Origin of the sequence: Deinococcus rhizophilus, from assembly GCF_030271215.1 — a bacterium.
GTDB classification, from domain to species: Bacteria; Deinococcota; Deinococci; order Deinococcales; family Deinococcaceae; genus Deinococcus; species Deinococcus rhizophilus.
This window is the reverse complement of sequence record NZ_JASNGB010000383.1, coordinates 1-588: the sequence shown is the minus strand read 5'-3', so window position 1 is coordinate 588 and position 588 is coordinate 1. Positions and strand designations below refer to the sequence as shown.

The 588-nt window shown below is 78.4% G+C and carries 1 protein-coding gene; it reads left to right on the top strand.

The window, feature by feature from the left end:
* On the top strand, positions 1–588 hold a 588-nt coding region (locus QOL99_RS17470; RefSeq protein WP_285525685.1), incomplete at both ends, for an acyl-CoA dehydrogenase family protein.

The following is a 588-nucleotide window of genomic DNA, read 5'->3' as shown; positions in this document are numbered from 1 at the left end:
GGACGCCGGGCTGCTGGGGGCCGCGCTGCCTGCCCCCCTGGGGGGTCTGGGTCTGGGCGGGGCGGCGCTGCTGGGCCTGCTGCGTGGGCTGGGGCGCCTGAGCCTCCCGGTCGGCCGGGTGTACGAGGGCCACGACAACGCCCTGCGGCTGATCCTGCGTTACGGCACGCCCGCGCAGGTGGCCCGCGCCGCCCGCGACGCCCGCGCCGGGGAACTGTTCGGGGTGTGGAACACCGAGGACGGCCCCGGCCTGCGCGTGGTGGAGGGGCCGCAGGGCCTGAGCCTGACCGGGGGCAAGACCTTCGCGTCCGGGCTGGGGCACGTCACCCGGACGCTGCTGCCCGCCGAGGCCGGGGGGGGCCGGGTGATGGTGCTGCTGCCCCGCGAGCGGGAGGCGGGGGTGCCCGACCTGAGCTTCTGGCAGCCGCTGGGGATGCGGGCGACCGTCTCGGGCCGGGTGGACTACACCGGGGCGCGGGTGGGGCCCGAGGACCTGATCGGGCAGCCCGGCGACTACTACCGGCAGCCCGAGTTCGGCGGCGGCGCCCTGCGCTTCCTGGCGGTGCAGCTGGGCGGGGCCGACGCCGT